The organism is Nocardia wallacei, from assembly GCF_029868745.1.
In the GTDB taxonomy this organism is placed as follows: Bacteria; Actinomycetota; Actinomycetes; order Mycobacteriales; family Mycobacteriaceae; genus Nocardia; species Nocardia wallacei_B.
In genome coordinates, this window is record NZ_JARWOP010000099.1 from 1 (window position 1) to 15,748 (window position 15,748).

Genomic DNA, 15,748 nt, shown 5'->3' on the forward strand with positions numbered 1-15,748 from the left:
CCTGGCAACCGGACGGCCAGCGCCCGCCGGGCGACCAGGACCATCGCAACGACGGTGACCACCGCGGCGACGACCGGCGCGGCCCCGACGGCGACAACCGACGACCCGATACCCCGAACCAGAACCCGTTCCCGGGAGTGCTGCTGGCGGGGTTCCCTGGAGTAGAGCTCGCGAGGTTTCCGGCTGTGCGGCCGGTCGGGTTACCGGGAGCAGAGCTGGCCGGGTTTCCGGTAGTGCGGCCGTCCGGGTTTCCGGGAGCAGAACTGGCGAAGTTTCCAACAGTGCGGCTGGCCAGGTCTCCGGAAGCGAAGTCGGCCGGGTTTCCGGTAGTGCGGCTGGCGGGGTTTCCAGGAGCGGAGTTGGCCGGGTTTCCGAAAGCGGGGCTCGCCAGGTTTTCGGCAGTATGGCTGTCTGGGTTTCCGGCAGCGGGGTCGGCCGGACTGTCGGTAGTGGGGCCGGACTGGTTTCCGGCGGCGGGGTCGCGTGGGCTTCCGGCGTCGGCACGTGAGGGGGCCGGAGGTTCGGCCGGAGCCCGGTCGAGGCTGAATGGCCGTGGCCGGTCGGTATTCTCCGGTGCTCGCGAGCCGGCGCGCGTCGGCGTGTTTTCGGCGTCGGGGCCGTAGCCGACCAGGTACCGGCCGCGCGGTGGGGTCGGATCGGCGGGCGGGAACGGCTGTACTGCCTCGGATTCGGGGGGTGTGGGGTCGTAGTCGTCGAAATTGCCTGCGGCGGAGGCGAATTGGCCGGTGCTACCGGCGTAGCGGTCGGGCTCGTAGTCGTCCTCGACCTGGTGGCTCGTGTCCTCGGCGAACATGTCGGGACCGTCGTAGACGGGGGTTGCGATGGTTCCGGTGTCGGCCGTATCGCGGCCGTAGCCCACCGACAGCCCGAATGCCGCGCGCGCGGCGCCCGCGAACTCGCCGGCGGTGGCGTAGCGGCCGTCGGGCGCCTTGGCCATCGCGTGCGCGATCACCGCGTCCAACGCGGGCGGGACGTCCGAGCGTTGCAGACTGGGCCGCGGCGGCGGATCGGACAGGTGGGCGCGGATCAGGGCGCTCACATTCTTCGACGGGTACGGCGGTGCGCCCGTGAGGCATTCGTGCAGCACGCAGGCCAGGGAATAGACGTCGGCGCGGCCGGTGACCGGACCGACGTCGAATCGTTCCGGCGCCATGTACGTGTAGGTCCCGGCCGCGGTGCCGACCAGCGTGACGCTGCTGTCGCCCTCGCTGCGGGAGATGCCGAAATCGGCCAGGTACGCGAAATCCGCTGCGGTGACCAGGATATTGGCGGGTTTGACATCGCGGTGCACAACACCCGCGACATGCGCGGCGTCGAGGGCCGCCGCGACCTGCTCGACCAACGCGACAGCGCGGTCCGGGTCCATCGGGCTGTGCCGGCGCAGCAGCGTGCGCAGATTGTCGCCGCGCACCAGCCGCATGTCGATGTAGAGAATGCCGTTGATCTCGCCCCAGTTGTGAATCGGGATGACGTGCGGCTCCGCCAATCCGGCCGTGGCCTGTGATGCGCGGCGAAACCGGGCCTGGTACGCCGGATCCTCCGCCAGTGCCCCCGGCAGCAGCTTCAGCGCGACGACCCGATCCTTGTTGGTGTCATAGGCCTCGTAGACCTCGCCCATGCCGCCTCTGCCCAGCAGCGAGCGCAGCTCGTACGGGCCGAATCTGTCGCCGGCCCGCGACCGCGGTGCGTCCACCGGTGCAACCTCCACATCCTGGGCAGGGTGCGAAACCCGTGCCCGGTGTGTCACCGGGGTTGTGCCTGCCCCTCAGACTGCCGATTCTCCGGGTGCGACCACGCCGTGGTCAAACGCGTACACGATCGCCGCGGCCCGATCCCTTAACCCGAGCTTCCCGAAAATGTGCCCTACGTGGCTCTTTACCGTCACCTCCGAGATGCCGAGCTCGTCGGCGATTTCGGAGTTGACGCGCCCGCGGCCGATCAGCCGGAGCACCTCGAACTCGCGGGCGGTCAGTTCGGCGAGCCGGTTCTGTGCCTTCGACGGGGTGGGCCGCACCGACCGATACGCCGAGAGCACGCGTCCGGTGACCGACGGGTCGAGCCACGAACCGCCCGCGGCGACGGTGCGGACCGCGCGGATGAGGTCCTCGGCGGGAGAGTCCTTGAGCAGGAACCCGGCCGCGCCCGCACGCAGTGCGCCCGACAGCAGTTGGTCGTCGTCGAAGGTGGTCAGCACCAGCACCGGGGGCGCTCCTTCGCGAGCGCGGAGCAGGCGGGTGGCGTCGATACCGCCGACTCGTTTCATCCGCAGATCCATCAGCACCACGTCGGGGCGCTGCGCGGTTACCGCCGAAGGCACCTCGTCGCCGTCGGAGCATTCGGTGACGGCGAAGCCGTCGCGGCGGCGCAGGATGCGGCGCAGTCCGCCGCGCACCAGTTCCTGATCGTCGACCACGAGGACCGTGATGGTGCCCGCCTCCGCCTCCACCGCGCTGCCCGCGGTATCCGCTCCCGATGTCACGTGCCCTCCTGCGTTTTCCTGGTTATCGAAACGAAGGCATCGCGCACCACCCGCAGCGGATCCTCCACGCCGGTGACCACGCAACTGCTCGCCGACTTGCCGGCGCCGAGCGGGATGTGCGCGCGCACCTGCCAGGTATTGCCGTCGTGCGGGCCGGAGGTCAGCGTGCCGCCCAGCAGGGTGGCCCGCTGGCGCATACCGGAGATGCCCATGCCGCCGCCGCGGTGCACGGTCCAGCCGGGCAGGGTGTTGATCACCGTGGCCGTCACGTCCGCCTCGGTCACCTCGATGCGGAGAACGACCTCCGCGCCGGGCGCGTGTTTCGCGACATTGGCCAATGACTCCTGGCTGATCCGGTACAGCGCCAGGCCCGTGGTCGCCGAGACCGCGATGGTGTCGCCGGTGATCGCGCAGTCGACAGGAAGGCCCGCGCGCACGAAATCCGTTACCAGACCGTCGATGTCGTCGAGCCCTGGTTCCGGGGTGCTGCTGGACGGGCGCTGATCGAGCAGGCCGACCGTGCGGCGGATATCGGACATGGCCTGGCGGCCTAGGCGTTCGGCGTCGGTGAGCGCGTCCACCGCCTCGTCCACGTCGCGGTCGGTCTGCAGGGCGTGGCGGGCGGCGGTCAGGTGCAGCATGGTGACACTGAGCGAGTGCGCGATCACGTCGTGCACCTCCCGGGCGATGCGGCGGCGCTCCTCGTCGGCCGCGCGGATCGCGCGAATCTCCTGATTCTCCCGCTCCTGGTAGAGGAATCGGCGCTGAAACTGCAGCATCAGCCCCACCATCCAGCCCAGCACGATGCCGACCAGATACATCGGCAGCCCGCCCTCCACAGTGCCCATGGCGGCGAAGGCGAGTAGTTGGAGCAGGGCGGCGATGGTGGCCGCGATGCTGATCTTCTTCGGGGCGATGGCCGCGACCTCGCCCACCACCACCGTCAGTACCAAGGGCGCACAGTCGGGAGATACCGGCTGGGCCAGGAAGATCGCCGCGGCCGTCATGGCCGAACCGGCCAGCACGACGGGGTGCGGCTCCAGATCGAACAGGAAGATGATCGGGTAGCACAGCATCAGGATCGCCACCGCGACGAACGGCAGTGTCGTGGCGAAATAGTCGTGACGCAGCGCGGCCGCGGCGATCGCGGTGATGATCATCGCGCCGTCGGCGGTGTAGACCACCGAGGCCGGGTAGTCGTAGCTGCTGTCCTCGATCTTGCGACGGACCGAATTCACCGGGTCGTGCAGGAATTCGCGGAACCGGGCGCTGATCCGGCCGGGCAGCCGCGACTGCGGCGCGGTACCGGTCGGCCCGGTCTCGCTCTGCGCGGTGGCGTCGGTCACAGCCATCCTGCAAGGCTAACCGCCCGCCCGGGGCCGCGGCATCGTGCCGTGAACGCACCGGTTCTCCTACCACGGTAGGAGTGGAAGTCTCGCCCGCGGCACGACGAATGCGCGGCCCGGTCGCCGTAGCGTGAAAGGCACCGTGCCCGGTGGTGAGCGGCGGGCACACGTACAGAGGAGGTGGGTGCGATGACGTGGAAGGATCTGCACGATCGTACCGAAATCCTGCACGAGGTACTCGCCCGCGCGGCCGCGGACCCGGCCACCCCAGGCCTGTTCTACGACCTTCCCGACTGCGACCGGCTCTTCGGCGGACCCGCCGGCGTGCTGGCCGCGCTGCAGTACCAGTGGGACAACCACATGCGCGCAAAGCTGGATCAGGCCCAGGTGGTGGGGCAGTCGGCCGCCGAGGCATACCTCGAGCTGGCTGCCGAGCAGCCCGTGCTCCGGGCCGTGCTGGACGCCCAAGACGCCCGCCGCTGGCGGGAGTCGCGGGCACTGGCCTCCTGATCCGGCACCGACAGCCAGCAGCATGCCGGCGCGAGTAGCACAGCGCCGCAGAACGACAGAGAGGCGACCACCGTGTTGGAACTGACCGATGTCACCAAGGAATACCTGGTCGGAAAGCAGCAGGTGCGTGCGCTGGACGGCGTGAGCCTGCGCATCGAGGCGGGCGAGTTCACCGCGATCATCGGCCCGTCCGGATCCGGCAAGAGCACCCTGTTGCACCTGCTGGGCGCGCTGGATACGCCGAGTTCGGGGTCGATTCAGTTCCGCGGCGAGGAGATCGGCTCGCTGGACGACAACCGCCAGTCCGAATTCCGGCGGCACCGGGTCGGTTTCGTGTTCCAGTTCTTCAACCTCCTGCCGACGATGTCGGCCTGGGAGAATGTCGCGATCCCGAAACTGCTGGACGGCACCGGATTACGCCGCGCCAAGCCACGCGCGCTGGAGCTGTTGAATATGGTCGGCCTCGGTGATCGCGCCGAACACCGCCCGGCCGAGCTGTCCGGCGGCCAGATGCAGCGCGTCGCCGTGGCCCGCGCGCTGATCATGGACCCGCCGCTGATCCTGGCCGACGAGCCCACGGGCAACCTCGATTCCAAGACCGGCGCGGCAATTCTCGAACTCCTCGGCGAGATCACGGGCACCGGCAATTCGGTCGTCATGGTCACCCACGACATGGGTGCCGTGCAGTACTGCGACCGGGTGATCACCCTGCGCGACGGCCGAATCGGCTCGAACGACAAGGTCGAGCGCGGGCACGCGAGCGTCGCCGAGATCGAGAAGGCGGTGCGCGCGTGATCGGTGCGGGCTGGGATCGGCTGCGGCTGTTCAACATCGGCGAACTACTCATCCACCGCGGCCGCACCCTCATGTCGATGGCGGTGATGGCGGTGTCGGCCGCGCTGCTGGTCGCCGTGCTGAGCATCGCCGGCTCGGTCACCGGATCGGTGGAGAAGCTCACCCACGCCCTCGGCGGCAAAGCGCAACTGGAGATCTCCGGCATCACCGAATCCGGCTTCGATCAGCAACTGCTGCCGCAGCTCCGGGCGGTGCCCGGCGTCGAGGCCGCCGTCCCGATGCTGCGCACCCGAGTGGGCAACCACGGCGATCGGACGCTGCTGGTCGGCGCCGACGCGAGTGTGGCATCGCTGGGCAGCGACCTGGACGGCCCGATGCGCGGGGACGCGGCGAAGCTGCTGTCGGTGCCCAACGGTGTGCTCGTCGGCGCTGCCCTCGGGCATGCCGAAGGCGAGCGATTCCAACTCGGGTCGTCCACCGTCACGGTCGCGGGAGTGCTCGACGAGGCCGCCTCGAAAGACCTCAACGGCGGGCATATCGTCGTCGCCACCCTGCCGCTGGCGCAGCAACTGGTGCACCGCACCGGCATGCTGGATTCCGTCCAGATCGTCCCGAAGCCGGATACCGATGTCACACAACTGCGTTCGGACCTGACCGCGGTTGTGAACGGGCGAGCGGTGGTGGCGGATCCGAGCCTGCGGACGGCGCAGGCCGGTGGCGCGATCCAACTGGTGCGCTACTCGACCACGATGGCCTCCGCCGCCGCGTTGATCGTCTCGGGATTCCTCATCTACAACGCGATGAGTATGGCCGTGGCGCAACGGCGTCCGATGCTCTCGCTGCTGCGCGCCATCGGCGGTCGGCGCGGGCCCATGGTGCGCGACCTGATCGCCGAGGCTGCCCTGCTGGGTGTGGTGGGCGGCGCCATCGGGGCGGTGATCGGAATGTTCGCGGGGCGCACCGCGATCGACAAGATCCCGTCGGCGATGGTGGCCGCGGTGGAGTCGCGCACCGAGTACATGGTGCCGTGGTACGCGATTCCGATCGCGGTCGCCGCCTGCGTCATCGCGAGCGTGGCGGCGGCCTCGATCGCCGCCCGGCAGATCTACAAGGTGGAGCCGATCGAGGCGCTGGCGCCGGTAGGGGTGTCGAAGTCCGACCTGGTGCCTCCGCTGCTGCGGTGGCTGGCCGGGTTCACCGGTGTGGCCATGCTCGTGGCGGCGGTGTTCGTCGCGGAGGCGAAGCTGGGCAGGTTGTCCCTGGCGGCGATCTCCCTGTCGATCGCGGGAGCGGTGGGGCTGTGCTTCGCGGCGTCCGGGCCGATCATCCGGATGGCCGCGGGGATCGCGCGATTGTTCGGCGCCCCGGGCGCTCTGGGCGCGACGACCGTCGAGCGTGCTCCGCGCCGAGTCTGGGCGACCACGATGACGGTCATGATCGGCGTCACCGCGACGGTCGCGATGGGCGGCGCATCTCGCAACCTGGTCGATTCGGCGGCCGCGTCGTTCCAAGACCTCGCCGACCGCGACGCCTACGTGAGCCCATCGGCGCTGGCCGAATTCCCCACCGGCCCACTGCTTCCGATCGACCTGCGGGATCGGATCCGCGCGGTGCCCGGCGTGGCGAATGTCGGCTCCGCCCAGATGGCGTTCGCCACGCTCGGCCGCGACCGGGTGATGCTGCAGGCCTACGAGAACGGTGTGCGCTCCTCCCTGATCGGCGGCCTGGACCCGGCCGTGCCGAAGCAGATGGCGTCCGGTGAGGGCGTGGTGCTGTCGCGAGATGTCGCCAAATCACTGGGCGTCGAGCAGGGGTCGACGCTGGACATGCCGACTCCCACCGGCATCCACAACGTCCGGGTGCTGCAGGTCATCCCGTACTTCTCGGCCGTCTCCGGCATCGTGCTGCTCGACATCGACATCATGCGGCAGTGGTACGAGCGGCCCGGCGAGACGATCCTCGGCGTCGATTTCACACCGGGCGCCGACGAGACCGCGGTGCTGGCCGCGCTACGTCAGGTCGCCGGACCGGACCTCGCCGTCGACACGGGGCAGGAGGCGGTGGCCGCAGTATCCCAAGGCGTGCAACAGGGTACGTCGCTGTCCGGCTCGATTCTCTGGATCGTGGTCCTGGTATCCACCGCCGCGCTGCTCAATACACTGATGCTGTCGGTGCTGGAACGCCGCCGCGAACTCGGCGTGCTGCGCGCGATGGGCACCAGCCGCCGCTTCCTGCTGCGCACGGTGATCACCGAGGCCGTCGGCATCGGAGTGGCAGGTGCCGCAATCGGATTGGTCACGGGCGCTGCCGTGCAGTATCTCGCCACCCTCGCGATGGGTCAGGCCATGACCATCGACGTGGTCTACCGGCCGAGCCCGATCCTGTTCGTCTACGGTGCCGCCGCGCTGATCCTGGCTCTGCTGGGCGCCATCCCACCGGCCCTCCGCGCGGCCCGGATGCCGATCGTCGAGGCCATTGCCGCCGACTGATCGGGAAGAGGAGGGGAACCCTCACCCGGCTCGGGCGGGTGAGGGTTACCGGGGCCGCCTTACTTAGACTGAGGGACATGACTGCACCCACGGTGGACTTGATGGACTATGCCGACGTCGTCGACCGGTACGAGCCGGTGCTGGGCATGGAGGTCCACGTCGAACTGGGCACCGAGACCAAGATGTTCTGCGGGTGCCCGACGGCCTTCGGCGCCGAGCCGAACACCCAGGTGTGCCCGGTGTGCCTGGGCCTGCCGGGCTCGCTGCCGGTGGTGAACCAGAAGGCCGTCGAGTCGGCCATCCGCATCGGCTTGGCGCTCAACTGCTCGATCACCCCGTGGGGCCGGTTCGCGCGCAAGAACTACTTCTACCCCGACCAGCCGAAGAACTATCAGATCAGCCAGTACGACGAGCCGATCGCCACGAACGGCCACCTCGAGGTGCCCCTCGACGACGGCACCACCTTCCGCGTGGAGATCGAGCGCGCCCACATGGAGGAGGACACCGGCAAGTCGGTGCACGTGGGCGGCGCCACCGGCCGCATCCACGGCGCCAGCCACTCGCTGCTGGACTACAACCGCGCCGGTGTGCCGCTGATCGAGATCGTCACCAAGCCGATCACCGGCGCCGGCGACCGCGCGCCCGAGGTGGCCCGCGCCTACGTCACCGCGCTGCGGGATCTGCTGAAGTCGCTCGGAGTGTCGGACGTGAAGATGGAGCAGGGCTCGCTGCGCTGCGACGCCAACGTGTCGCTGATGCCCAAGGGCGCCACCGTCTTCGGCACCCGCACCGAGACCAAGAATGTCAACTCGCTGCGCAGCGTCGAGGTGGCGGTGCGCTACGAGATGCGCCGCCAGGCCGCGGTGCTCGCCTCCGGCGGCACAGTGATCCAGGAGACCAGGCACTTCCACGAGACCGACGGCAGCACCTCCCCGGGCCGCGTCAAGGAAACCGCCGAGGACTACCGCTACTTCCCGGAGCCCGACCTCGAGCCCGTCGCGCCGGATGCCGCCTGGGTGGACGAGCTGCGCGGCACCATCCCGGAGTACCCGTGGCTGCGCCGGGCCCGCATCCAGGCCGACTGGGGTCTGTCGGACGAGGTGTTCCGCGACCTGATCAATGCCGGTGCGCTCGATCTGATCATCGCCACCGTCGATGCCGGCACCTCCGTCGATGCCGCTCGCTCCTGGTGGGTGAACACCTTGACCGAGCGGGCCAAGGAGCGCGAGGTCACCCTGGAGGAGCTGCCGATCACCCCGAAGCAGGTCGCCGAGGTGGTGGCGCTGGTGGACGCCAAGACCATCAACAGCAAGGTCGCCCGTCAGGTCGTCGACTTCGTGCTGGCAGGTGAGGGCGAGCCGGGCCAGATAGTCGAGGCCAAGGGCCTGGGCATGGTCTCCGACGACTCGGCCCTGCAGGCGGAGGTGGACAAGGCCCTCGCCGCCAACCCCGACATCGCCGACAAGATCCGCTCCGGCAAGGTGCAGGCCGCCGGCAAGATCGTCGGCGACGTCATGAAGGCCACCCGCGGCCAGGCCGACGCCGCCCGCGTCCGCGAACTGGTACTCACCGCCTGCGGCGCGGCCTGACGCCGTCACCGCGGACCGGCCGATCCGAACTCACCACAGGATCGGCCAGGTCCCGCCGTCCGTCGGTGCTTCGTCCTTGACGACCAGCATCGCCGCCGCCACGGCCGTCCCACCCATGCGAAGCGCCTCGGCCACGGTGGCGGCGCGCGTCCGGGTCTCCGGGGCCAGCGCGATCTCGAATGCGGCCGAGAGCGATTCGGGAGCCGGAGCCGATCCCGGACCGAACGCCGCGCCGATGCGCAGCTCGGCCACCCGGCGGGCCCAGTACGGTTGATCGGCCAACTGCGGTATCACTACCTGCGGAGTTCCGGCGCGCGCCGCCGCCGTCGTGGTGCCCGCACCGCCGTGATGCACGACGGCCGCCACCCGATCGAACAGCGCTTGGTGATTCACATCGCCGATGGTGAGGCAGTCCTCCCGCGCGCCGGTCGGCGCCGGCTCGGCCCAGCCGTGGGACACGACCACCCGGCGGCCCTGCGCCCGGATGGCCTCGACCGTGGCCTGCGTGATGTCCGAGGCGGCCATCGGCATGCTGCCGAAACCCACGTACACCGGTGGCGCGCCGGCGTCCAGGAACGCCGCCAGCTCGGCGGGCAGCGGGCGTGCGTCCGGCAGGATCCACGCACCGGTCTGCGCCACGTCGAGGTCGGCCGGTTCCTGCCACGGATCCAGCACCGGGTCCGTCGCGAGCCACGGCCGGTCGGTGAAGGTGTGGTCGCGGATATCGTGCAGCGGTGGCAGACCGGCCGCGGCCCGCTGGGTATTGAGGGCCGGCCCGAACAGCGCGTCGATGTTGCGGGCGTCCAGGTCCCACAGCTCGCGGTTGCCGGTCTCCGGTGGGAACCGCCAGCCCGGATAGGGCGGCGGGCGATGCGGCGAGGGCAGGGTCAATTGCTGAAAACTGGCGTACACGTAGCGAATTCCCAGTTTCTCGGCCACGGAGTGCGCCCCGGCCGCGGCCGGGAACTGCCCGGCCGCCACCAGCGCATCGCACCCCTCGGCCGCCGCGGCGACGGTATCGAACTGCGCCGCGATCAACTCCGCCGCACGGTCGAGCAGTTCCTCCGTCGACTGTGTGCCTCCCGCCAGCATCCGACGGACCGACGGGCCGACCGGGATCATCGGTACCCCGACCTCCGCCACCCGTTCCTCGAAGTCCGGCGGCGCGCACAGCCGCACCTCGACGCCGAGGTCCCGTAGCCGGATCGCCAACGCCACCATCGGCTCGACGTCCCCGCGCGACCCGTACGTCGACAACACCACACGCACTTGGCAACTCCCGTTCGATCGGCCCGGCTCCGGCCAAAGGCTATGCGCCGAGAAGGTACTTGCGCCCGGATACAGGCCCAGACATGGGGAGCCGCGACTCAGTCCGGCGTGCCGCCGCCGGCGCCCGACGGCGAAATGACGACCACGCGGTCGTCGGTCGGGGTGGGCTGACCGCCGACCTTGTTGGCGGTGCTGGCCCAGATCAGCCCGTTCGGGCCGGGCGCGGCGTCGTTGAGGCGGCCCCACTTGTCCTGGTACATCAGCGCCGGAGCGGACGTGATGGCGTGTGAGTCCTTCTCCACCTTGGCCATTGCCAGACCCTTCGCATCGGACATGGCGACGGCCACGAAGTCGTCGCCTGCGACGCAGCCCGCCACGCCGGGGTGGTCCGGCCAGTTCCAGGCCGTGGTGATGGCGCCGTTCGGGTCCAGACGCTGCAGGCGGTCGGCAACGGCGGTGCGGTCGGTGAACCAGATGTTGCCCTCGATGTCGGGGCATACCCCGCCGGCGGTCCCGATCCCGGAGGCCAGCACGTCGGGCGCGCTGCTGCCGGGGGCGGGGTTGGTGAGCCGCAGCAGTTTCCCGGCCAGCGAGCCCTGATCGGCCGCGGCCCCCGGGTTGCCCGCGTCGCCGGTCAGCACCAGCATCTTGTCCGCCGCGATGAACTCGATCGAACCGCGATTTCCGCTGTCGCTCTTGGGAATTCCGGTGAGGATCGGCTTGGCGGTCCCGTCCGCGCCGATGCGCACCACCCGGTTGTCGCTGCCGGTGGTGACGTAGGCGTAGATCAGCTTGTCCTGGCCGTACGTGGGCGACAGGGCGATGTCGAGCAGGCCGCCGTCGCCGGATGCGTCGACATCCACCTGTGCCATCTGCTTCATGTAGTACGGCCACGGACCGGGATCCTGGGTGTCGATCATGAAGATCTTGCCGGTGGCGCGCTCGGCGACGACGCCCGTGGTGCCGTCCGGCATGGCGAGCACGCCCGTGGAGTCGTTGACACAACTGGCGACGACGCTCGGGTCGGGATCCTCACACGGTCCCGGCGGCCGCTTCTTGGTGCTCGGCGGTTGCGGAGTGGTCGGCTCGACGCCTTCGGGCCGAATGGTCGGTGCGGGGGTGAACGGGCCGGACGCGGATTCGTCGAAGCGCGCACAGCCGGCCAGCAGACCGGCGGTGACGGCCAGGCTCAGCGCGACACGGCCGGCGACAACCACACTCATGGCTCAGACGTTACGGAAATACCCCGGCGGGCGCTCGCACCGGGGGTTGGCGCGCGCGAGCGCCGTGGGACACGCCGAGATCGGACAGCGCGCAGACTGCCCGCCCGTCATACTCTGACCCCGTGACCGACAAGCCGAACCAGACACCGGAGTCGAACGAGCCGCCGGAGAAGTCAGCTCAGGAGACGACCAGTCACGCGGCCACCAGCCCCTTCGACAACCCGACCGGTGAATTCCCGCCGGTCCGGCCGGAGCCGGGCAAGCAGGTGCCACACACCGACGACGAGCTGGGCCTCGACCCCGAGGTCCCGGCCGCCGGTGCGGCAGGTCCCGCCGGTGTGGGAGGTCGCGGCGAGGCGCCGGGTTCCGCCGGTGCGGCAGGTTCCGGCGAGGCGGACGCGCCCACCTACGCGTTCGCCACGATCCCGCCCGCCCCGGCCGCCACGGCGGAGAACGGACGCAAGCGCCGCCGCGACACGCGCCGCGGCACACAGGATCTGGGCCTGCTCGGACTGCGCCTGGTCATCGGCCTGACCTTCCTCTACCACGGCACGCAGAAGCTGGCGGGCTGGTTCCACGGCCCGGGTCTGGACGGCACCCGGCAGATGCTGGAGCAGGGCGGCTGGAAGCACATCGAATTGTCGACCGCGATGCTCACCATCTCCGAGGTCGGCGGCGGCGCGCTGGTGGTGCTGGGTCTGGCCACCCCGCTGGCGGCGGGTGCGCTGTTCGCCTCGATCGCCGACGCGTGGCTGTGGAAGCAGGGCATGGCGCCCGGATTCCAGTACAAGACCACCGAATTGGAGGCGATCCTCGCAGGCCTGGCCGCGGTGCTCGTCCTCACCGGCCCCGGCCGCCTGTCCTTCGACCGCAACCGCGGCTGGTCCACCCGCCCGGCCTGGGGCTCCTTCGTGGTCCTCGTCCTCGCGATCGCCGCGGCCATCGGCGGCTGGCTGGTCCTGCACGGCGGCAACCCCTTCGTCGGCACCATCGACTGACGTCCCTGCATTCCCGGCAAAAAGTACGCCGGGAATGCAGGGAATGCGTGCGGGCGCGGGGCTCGCCGTGTGGCGGGGAATGTGCTGTCCAGGCGCAGGGCTCGCCGCGTGGCAGGGAATGCGCTGTGCGGGCGCTGGGGTGGCCGCCTGGCAGGGAATGAGATGTGCGGGCGCAGATCTGGGCTGCGTGGCAGGGAATATGCGGGGGCACAGGGCTGCTGTGTTGCAGGGAATGTGCGGGGCGCAGGGCCGGCTGCGTGGCAGGGAAGGTGCGCTGAACCACTTGCGGGGAATGCTCGCCGAACGGCAGAAAGCCGGGATCCCGTGAGAGGTCCCGGCTTTCGTGTGGGCAGGCGCCGCTATGGCACTCGGCGGACAGCGCCCTTGTCGGCCGAGGTTGCCAGCGCCGCGTATGCCCGCAGCGCGGTGGTGACGGTCCGGTCGCGGTTGGCGGGTTGCCAAGGGCGTTCGGACGCTTCCATTTTCGCGCGCCGTTCGGCGAGAACCTCGTCGGGAACCAGCAATTCGAGCGCGCGGGTGTGCACGTCGACGCGGATGCGGTCGCCGTTCTCGATCAGGCCGATGGCGCCGCCGCTGGCCGCCTCGGGGGAGATGTGGCCGATCGACAGGCCCGACGTGCCGCCGGAGAAGCGCCCGTCGGTGATCAGCGCGCACTGCTTGCCCAGGCCGAGGCCCTTCAGGAACGAGGTGGGGTGCAGCATCTCCTGCATGCCCGGCCCGCCGGACGGGCCCTCGTAACGCACCACGACCACGTCGCCCGGCTTGATCTGCTTGCCGAGGATGGCCGACACCGCCTCCTCCTGCGACTCGACCACCACGGCCGGGCCCTCGAAGGTGAACAGGTCCTCATCGATACCGGCGGTCTTGAGGATCGCGCCGTCCGGGGCGATATTGCCCCGCAGCACACACAGCCCGCCCTCGACCGTGTACGCGTGCTCGAGATCGCGGATGCAGCCTCCGGCGGCGTCGGTGTCCAGCGACGACCACCGGTTGTCCGTGGAGAACGGCTCGGTGGTGCGCACCCCGCCCGGCGCGGCGTGGAACAGTTCGAGGGCTTCCTCGGAAGCCTTGCCCGAGCGGATATCCCACGTATCGAGCCACTCCTCGAGGGTCGCGGAGTGCACGGTGGTGACGTCGGTCTCCAACAGACCCGCCCGCCGCAACTCGCCGAGGATGGCCGGGATGCCACCGGCGCGGTGCACGTCCTCCATGTGGTAGTCGGAGTTGGGTGAGACCTTCGACAGGCACGGCACCCGGCGGCTGATCTCATCGATGGTGTCGAGGGTGAAGTCGATCTCGCCCTCCTGCGCGGCGGCGAGCGTGTGCAGCACCGTGTTGGTGGAGCCGCCCATCGCCACGTCCAGCGCCATCGCGTTGCGGAAGGCCTTCTCGTCGGCCACGTTTCGCGGCAGCACCGACTCGTCGTCGTCGCGGTAGTACCGGGTGGCGATGTCGACGATGGTGGTGCCCGCTCGCTCGAACAGCGCCCGGCGCGCGGCGTGCGTGGCGAGGGTGGAGCCGTTGCCCGGCAGCGCCAGGCCCAGCGCCTCGGTGAGGCAGTTCATCGAGTTGGCGGTGAACATGCCCGAACACGAACCGCAGGTCGGGCAGGCGCTGCGCTCGACCTCGGACAGGCCGTCGTCGGTGACATCGGTGGAGGCGCTGGCGGAGATGGCGGTGATCAGGTCGGTCGGGGCCTGCGCGACGCCGCCGACCACCACGGCCTTGCCAGCCTCCATCGGCCCGCCGGAGACGAACACGGCCGGGATATTGAGCCGCATCGCCGCGTTCAGCATGCCCGGAGTGATCTTGTCGCAGTTGGAGATACACACCAGCGCGTCGGCGGTGTGCGCGTTGGCCATGTACTCCACCGAGTCGGAGATGATCTCCCGGCTGGGCAGCGAGTACAGCATGCCGCCGTGGCCCATCGCGATGCCGTCGTCCACGGCGATGGTGTGGAACTCGCGCGGCACCCCGCCCGCGGCGCGTACCGCGTCCGCCACGATCTCGCCGACGTCTTTCAGATGCACATGGCCCGGCACGAACTGGGTGTAGGAGTTCGCGATGGCGACGATCGGCTTGCCGAAGTCGGAATCGGTGAGGCCGGTGGCCCGCCAGAGCGCGCGAGCGCCCGCGGCGTTGCGTCCGAAGGTGGTGGTGCGTGAGCGAAGCGGTGGCATGGGTATGGGTCCTAGGTCGTCGGGTGTGGGCCGCCTGCCGTCGTCGGGGGAGGGCGTCTCCTCGCTGTCGGCGAGGTCGGGCCACTCGTTCCCGAGTCGGCGCTCGTTCCGGTGATGCCGGAACCGGGTCGCCCAGGCTGGTCGGCGACTGTGCCGAGGATCTCGGCGGCTATCTCACGGTACTCCCGGGTGGCGGGGGCAGAGCGGTTACCTCGGCTCGGATCCCGCGTCCGAGTCGGGAGTCTCGGGTTCCGCGGGCTCGGTCTCCGGCTGCGCGAACGGATCCGGAATGCGGCCGTTCGACGCCGCGACCAGCAGTCGCAACCGGTCGTAGCTCACCGCGGGCAGCGCGACCTCGGAACCGTCGGACAGGTGCGCGCGCACGAATCCGCGCTTCGGCAGGCGCAGCCCCTGGATCTGTGACCAGTCCAGATGCCGGGAACCGAACACGGTCCGCAGGTCCAGCCCGGCGTTCGAGACGGTGGTCCGGGACCGCTCGATCCACAGCGAGACCGCGGCCGGGATCAGAAACAGCACCCACAGCACCGCGGGCCACCCGAAGAACGGGAACGCCACGCAGAACAGGAGGATGAGTACCCCGATATGACCGAGCCGGGGAATTCTGATCACCCGACCCGTATCCGCTCCGCTCTCGGCGGTATGCGACGATCGAGCAGGTGGTACGGACTGATGCGGCGACGACACACCCCCATCCTCGCATCACGGTAGACAGACAGACGAAACCGCCCCGTCTCACATAATGGGACACCACATGTCAAGGAATTTGACTCATCGGCTCTCGCGCGCATACCGTCGTGCGCGTGAATC

Annotated in this window: 12 protein-coding genes; 5 read left to right on the plus strand and 7 right to left on the minus strand. The window is 69.9% G+C overall.

Translation table 11 applies throughout. The features are described from left to right. The 3 genes from QH470_RS07465 to QH470_RS07475 form a co-directional block, all read right to left on the minus strand. Positions 1 to 1,714, minus strand: a 1,714-nt coding sequence (locus tag QH470_RS07465) for a serine/threonine-protein kinase (protein WP_280271536.1), incomplete at its 3' end; no start/stop codon positions are given. Positions 1,715 to 1,786: 72 nt separating this feature from the next. Then, complete coding sequence (locus tag QH470_RS07470) at positions 1,787 to 2,500, minus strand: response regulator (protein WP_280271537.1); 714 nt, start codon at positions 2,498 to 2,500, stop codon at positions 1,787 to 1,789. Beyond that, entirely contained in the window at positions 2,497 to 3,852 is a 1,356-nt protein-coding gene (locus tag QH470_RS07475; RefSeq protein ID WP_280271538.1) for a sensor histidine kinase, read from the minus strand. The genes QH470_RS07470 and QH470_RS07475 overlap by 4 nt, the downstream gene beginning before the upstream one ends. 183 nt (positions 3,853 to 4,035) lie before the next feature. Between QH470_RS07475 and QH470_RS07480 the strand changes: the two genes are divergently transcribed. From QH470_RS07480 to gatB, 4 genes are all read left to right on the plus strand, one after another. Further along, a complete protein-coding gene (locus QH470_RS07480) occupies positions 4,036 to 4,356 on the plus strand; it encodes a hypothetical protein (RefSeq protein ID WP_280271539.1) in 321 nt (106 codons plus the stop codon). Positions 4,357 to 4,428: 72 nt separating this feature from the next. Next, positions 4,429 to 5,151 (plus strand): ABC transporter ATP-binding protein, encoded by a 723-nt coding sequence (locus QH470_RS07485; RefSeq protein WP_280271540.1) that lies wholly within the window; start codon positions 4,429 to 4,431, stop codon positions 5,149 to 5,151. Next, positions 5,148 to 7,640 (plus strand): FtsX-like permease family protein, encoded by a 2,493-nt coding sequence (locus QH470_RS07490; RefSeq protein WP_280271541.1) that lies wholly within the window; start codon positions 5,148 to 5,150, stop codon positions 7,638 to 7,640. The genes QH470_RS07485 and QH470_RS07490 overlap by 4 nt, the downstream gene beginning before the upstream one ends. Before the next feature lie 77 nt (positions 7,641 to 7,717). After that, entirely contained in the window at positions 7,718 to 9,229 is a 1,512-nt protein-coding gene (gatB, locus tag QH470_RS07495) for an Asp-tRNA(Asn)/Glu-tRNA(Gln) amidotransferase subunit GatB (RefSeq protein ID WP_280271542.1), read from the plus strand. 30 nt (positions 9,230 to 9,259) lie between these two features. Here gatB and QH470_RS07500 read toward each other — a convergent pair whose 3' ends face one another. Then, the gene (locus tag QH470_RS07500) at positions 9,260 to 10,498 is read right to left on the minus strand and encodes a glycosyltransferase (RefSeq protein WP_280271543.1); all 1,239 of its coding nucleotides are present in this window, start codon (positions 10,496 to 10,498) and stop codon (positions 9,260 to 9,262) included. 98 nt (positions 10,499 to 10,596) lie between these two features. Then, positions 10,597 to 11,721, minus strand: a complete 1,125-nt coding sequence (locus QH470_RS07505) for a PQQ-dependent sugar dehydrogenase (protein ID WP_280271544.1) — start codon at positions 11,719 to 11,721, stop codon at positions 10,597 to 10,599. A gap of 122 nt (positions 11,722 to 11,843) precedes the next feature. On the opposite strand from QH470_RS07505, the gene QH470_RS07510 reads away from it, so the two are divergent. Then, positions 11,844 to 12,719, plus strand: coding sequence for a DoxX family protein (locus tag QH470_RS07510; protein WP_280271545.1), 876 nt, complete (start codon positions 11,844 to 11,846; stop codon positions 12,717 to 12,719). A 359-nt stretch (positions 12,720 to 13,078) separates the two neighbouring features. Here the strand turns inward: QH470_RS07510 and ilvD are convergent, their stop codons facing one another. Next, positions 13,079 to 14,920, minus strand: coding sequence for a dihydroxy-acid dehydratase (gene ilvD, locus QH470_RS07515; protein ID WP_280271546.1), 1,842 nt, complete (start codon positions 14,918 to 14,920; stop codon positions 13,079 to 13,081). 207 nt (positions 14,921 to 15,127) lie between these two features. Then, on the minus strand, positions 15,128 to 15,550 hold the full coding sequence (locus tag QH470_RS07520) for a PH domain-containing protein (RefSeq protein ID WP_280271547.1): 423 nt from the start codon (positions 15,548 to 15,550) through the stop codon (positions 15,128 to 15,130). Between the last annotated feature and the right edge of the window lie 198 nt (positions 15,551 to 15,748).

Excerpts from the sequence above, each read along its gene's own strand:
- QH470_RS07475 (WP_280271538.1), bottom strand. The coding sequence starts at position 3,852 with ATGGCTGTGACCGACGCCACCGCGCAGAGCGAGACCGGGCCGACCGGT.
- QH470_RS07480 (WP_280271539.1), top strand. The coding sequence starts at position 4,036 with ATGACGTGGAAGGATCTGCACGATCGTACCGAAATCCTGCACGAGGTA.
- gatB (WP_280271542.1), top strand. The coding sequence starts at position 7,718 with ATGACTGCACCCACGGTGGACTTGATGGACTATGCCGACGTCGTCGAC.
- QH470_RS07505 (WP_280271544.1), bottom strand. The coding sequence starts at position 11,721 with ATGAGTGTGGTTGTCGCCGGCCGTGTCGCGCTGAGCCTGGCCGTCACC.
- ilvD (WP_280271546.1), bottom strand. The coding sequence starts at position 14,920 with ATGCCACCGCTTCGCTCACGCACCACCACCTTCGGACGCAACGCCGCG.